Below are 4,383 nucleotides of genomic sequence, written 5' to 3' on the forward strand. Positions count from 1 at the left end.
GTTTCTTTGACCCCTGATAGCGGCGTTGTTATGGTCACCGCAAGCGGCCCCCGGGACGAGGTCGCGGCTGAGGGGACATTCATGGCGGAAAAGACGGCAGAGCAGGCGCCTGAACGCGCGGCACTGAAATGGATCGCTGGGGCCGTCATCGGTCTGATCTTTGGCGGGACGGCGCTGTATTATCTGGCGCGGCCGGATGACGATGCCGCGCCTGAAGAAACCGCCACAGCGCCGGTGATGAGCGGAACGGCAGAGACAGAGGCGCAAGCCGAAGCACCCGCTACTGAGGCGGTCGAGACCCCTTCGGAAGCCGAGCCTGCCCCGGACGAGGAAACCGCTGAAACACCGGAACCGGTCCTGCCCAGCTTTGACACCGTGCGGGTCGAGGCGGACGGGTCGGTTCTGGTCGCAGGCCGCGCCGGGATCGGCGCGGCAGTGTCGATCCTGCTCGATGAGGTGGAGGCCGCGACGGCGGAAGCAGATGGCAAGGGCGCGTTCGCGTCCCTCTTCACGCTTGATCCCAGCGATGCGCCACGGGTGATGACGTTGATCGTGACAACGGCTGACGGTGCTCAGATCCCGTCAGAGGACAGCGTGGTGATCGGCCCCGTCGCCGCGCCGAAACTGGTCGCTGCGGCCGATCCCGAACCCGCACCGGAACCCGTCGCCGAAGAGACCGGGGCGGATGAGGTTGCGGCCGCGACCGATGAACCGGCGGCTGAAGAGGCTGCTCCCGAGGTGATGGCCGAGGCCGAACCCGCCGCGCCCGAGGTGCTGATCATCGACAATGACGGGGTGCGGCTCCAGACCGAAGCGGGCCCGGTTGCCGATATCCTGATTGACACGATCGGCTATGGCGCGACCGGAGATGTTGAGATGGCCGGGCGTGGGACTGCGGGCCAGTTCGCGCGCCTCTATCTCGACAATGCCGACACCGCGGTGGTCGGGATCGGTCAGGATGGTGGCTGGTCGGCAGTTCTGACGGATGTGGCACCCGGCCTTTATACGCTGAGGGTTGATCAGATGGACGGTACCGGCATGGTGACGTCACGGTTTGAAACCCCGTTCCAGCGGGAAGCGCCGGATACAGTGGTGGCGGCACTGCAATCGGACGCGCCTGCAACCGAACCGGCGGATACCACGTCGGAACCGGACCTGGCCGCGCCGGACACAGCCGCAACATCGACGCCCGAAACGGTCGCGGCACCAGAGCCGGACAGCTTGCCTGAGGCCGGAACCACCGAAGTGGCCGCTGCCGTGGCGACCGAAGACGCAACAACCGCAATCGCCTCTGCGCCTGCTGCCGACCCCGCCCCCAAACCGGCGACCCGGGCCGCCATCGTGACCGTGCAGCCCGGCTTCTCGCTCTGGCGGATCGCGCGTGAGAATTACGGTGACGGCGTGCTCTACGTGAAGGTGTTCGAGGCCAACAAGGATCTGATCCGCAATCCGGACCTGATCTATCCCGGCCAGATCTTCACCATCCCGGATCCGGCTGAGTGACCGGCCGGGCCTGATCCCGGCACAGACCTGTGCCCCGGGCGGGCCCATGTCGCAATTGGGCAAGACCACCCCCTGCGCCGCTGAAAGGCTGCAATGCAGAGAGGACTTTTGATGGAAACCGCACATCGTCGTAAGGGCCGCGCCGCCCGTCGCAGCGAAGCGCCGGCGCGCATTGTCAACTACCGTCACCTGCGCCACCCCTTCACGCCGCAGAAAGTGCTGTCGGACGATGCTGTCGACGCCATTCACGCCATGGCGCTGAAACTGCTTGAGGATCTCGGGATGAAGGTCCTTCTTCCGGAAGCGCGCCGCATCTATGCCGATGGCGGTGCCATCGTCGATGAAGCGGCAGAGATGGTCCGGATCGGGGCGGATATGGTCGGGGCTGCCCTGACCACGGCCCCGAAGTCGATCCGGATACGGGCCCCGAACGCCGAACGCGACCTTACCTACGAAGACGGGGCGCTGATCTTTTCGCCCGCCGGGGGCTGTCCGAACGCGACCGACAGGATCCGGGGGCGTCGGCCCGGCAATCTTGCGACCTTTGACGAAACGCTGAAGCTGCATCAGAGCTTTGATGTGATCCACAAGCTCGGCCCTTCGGCCGAACCACAGGACGTGCCGGCACATCTCAGGCATTACGCGATGATGCGGGGGCAACTGACGCTCGCGGACAAACCCTTGTTCGTCTATGCGCGCGGGCGCGGGCAGATTGAGGACAGTTTCGCCATGATCCGCCTTGCCATGGGCCTGTCGGATCAGGATTTCACGGACAGTACCTGGGCGACAACGGTGATCAACACCAATTCACCACGCCAACTCGACAAACCAATGGCCGAAGGGATCATCGACTTTGCCCGCGCCGGGCAGTTGTCGGTCATCACGCCCTTCTGCCTTGCGGGTGCCATGGCGCCCGTGACGGTCGAGGGCGCGCTGGTCCTGCAGCATGCCGAATGCCTGGCCGGCATCACGCTGGCACAGCTAACAAGGCCCGGTGCGCCGGTCAGCTATGGCGGGTTTTCGTCCAATGTAGACATGAAGTCGGGTGCGCCCGCTTTCGGCACGCCGACCCATATCCGGCTGGCCATCGGTACGGGACAACTCGCGCGCCATGTCGGGTTGCCCTGGCGCTCGGCTGCGGGGTCGGCCGCGAATGTGGCTGACATGCAAGCGGCGGGCGAGAATCATATGGGGCTCTGGGCCAACCTCGTGGCCAATGCCACGCTGACCGTGCATGCGGCAGGCTGGCTGGAGGGTGGGCTGACCTTCGGCTATGAAAAGTTCATCAATGATATTGAGGCGTTGCAGATCATTGCTGAACTCTGCGCCCCGCTTGCTACATCTCCTGATGACCTCGCCTGGGACGCGTTGTCCGATGTCCAGCCCGGCGGGCATTTCTTTGCCACCAAGCACACGATGGACCGTTTTGACCGCGCCTTCTACGCACCGCTTGTGGCGGACCTGACCAACCACGGGACATGGACGGCGGCGGGCGGTCAGACGGCCACCGAACGGGCGACTGCGATCTGGCAGCAGGTACTCGCCGACTACACGGCCCCCAAGGGTGCAAGCGACCGGGGTGAGAACATTGCCCGGTTCATTGCCGACCGCAGTCAGGCGGGCGGCGCGCCACCACCGGATTGAGCGCCCGATCCCGGCGCCGACATTGCGCCTTCAGGCGAAACAATAGGTTTGGATTGAACTTTTAGTTGAATGATTGCCCCTAGGTCATTAACGTTTTTTTAATGGTGCCGGGTGTGCCGCAAGTTTTCGAACGAACTGTAAATTGCCTTAAATGGAGGGCAGAGGTATGCCGATTTTCCCTAATCTACTGACATATGATCCCGTTTTCGGGACCGTGTTTTCCGACACGATAGCCACTACCGCCGAGATGCAGGCCGTCTTCGGCTTGTTCGGATCGGATACATTGTCGAGCAGCTTCAACAATACAGGCCTGCTGGGGGGATTCGGCGCGGATGTGCTGGATATCCAGATCGACCTCTTTGACGATATGGCGGCGTCCACATGGGAAGTGAACGCCTTCGCCGATGGCGGGAAAGGGGATGACACAATCAACGTGAACGTAGTTGGGTTTTCCGATTTCGGAACAGATGCGTCATTCGATATTCATGTGTGCGGCGGCAGCGGTGCGGATGTCATTGACGTGTCCACCATATCGAATGCGCTCGGCAACAGTGTCGTGACCAACACGATATATGGCGGCACCGGCGCGGATACGATTACGGCACTTGCCGTGGGCGGAGAGTTTTTCGGCGACAACAGCACGGCGATAAACCGGATCTGGGGCGGCTTTGGCAACGACTACATCACGGCGAGCGCGGTGGTGTATTCCAATACCAGCCTTCTGGCTGAAAACTACCTCAATGGCGGGGCTGGCAACGACTACCTTTCGGCCAGCACCAGCGTGGATTCCAATTCCGATGCGCCAGAGGGGAGCAATACACTGATCGGCGGCAGTGGCCGTGATACGCTCATCGCCGATCATGTCACGGACGGAGAGAACAGCACCACCACGCTGACCTCTGACCTGAACGGCGGCTCTGGCCGTGACAGTCTGACCGCCACGATGCTGGCGCTGGCCCAGGACACCGCGATTGGCACGAATATTCTTGACGGTGGATCGGGCAATGACGTGATGTCAGCCAGCATCCTTGCCGCGTCCTTCACCGACGGGGCGGTTGCCACGAACAGGTTGGACGGTGGCCACGGCCATGACACGATGACGGCCTATGCAGACGCCTCATATCAGGCGCTCTTCAACGCCGGAACCGCCCATAACTACCTCGACGGTGGTTCGGGCCATGACGTGATGAGTGCGACGATTGAGGTCGGCAGCAATGGGTTCAGCGAACTCTATGG

The 4,383-nt window shown here is 62.8% G+C and carries 2 protein-coding genes and 1 pseudogene; all 3 read left to right on the top strand.

The window, feature by feature from the left end; translation table 11 throughout:
* The first annotated feature begins 237 nt into the window (after positions 1 to 237).
* The gene (locus WBB85_RS01855) at positions 238 to 1,503 is read left to right on the top strand and encodes a LysM peptidoglycan-binding domain-containing protein (RefSeq protein ID WP_432636922.1); all 1,266 of its coding nucleotides are present in this window, start codon (positions 238 to 240) and stop codon (positions 1,501 to 1,503) included.
* Between the two features lie 111 nt (positions 1,504 to 1,614).
* Complete coding sequence (locus tag WBB85_RS01860) at positions 1,615 to 3,147, top strand: trimethylamine methyltransferase family protein (RefSeq protein WP_432636921.1); 1,533 nt, start codon at positions 1,615 to 1,617, stop codon at positions 3,145 to 3,147.
* Positions 3,148 to 3,313: 166 nt separating this feature from the next.
* Positions 3,314 to 4,383 (top strand): annotated as a pseudogene (locus WBB85_RS01865) (hypothetical protein); the annotation flags it as partial.

The organism is Albidovulum sp. (assembly GCF_049646345.1).
Taxonomy (GTDB): Bacteria; Pseudomonadota; Alphaproteobacteria; order Rhodobacterales; family Rhodobacteraceae; genus Albidovulum.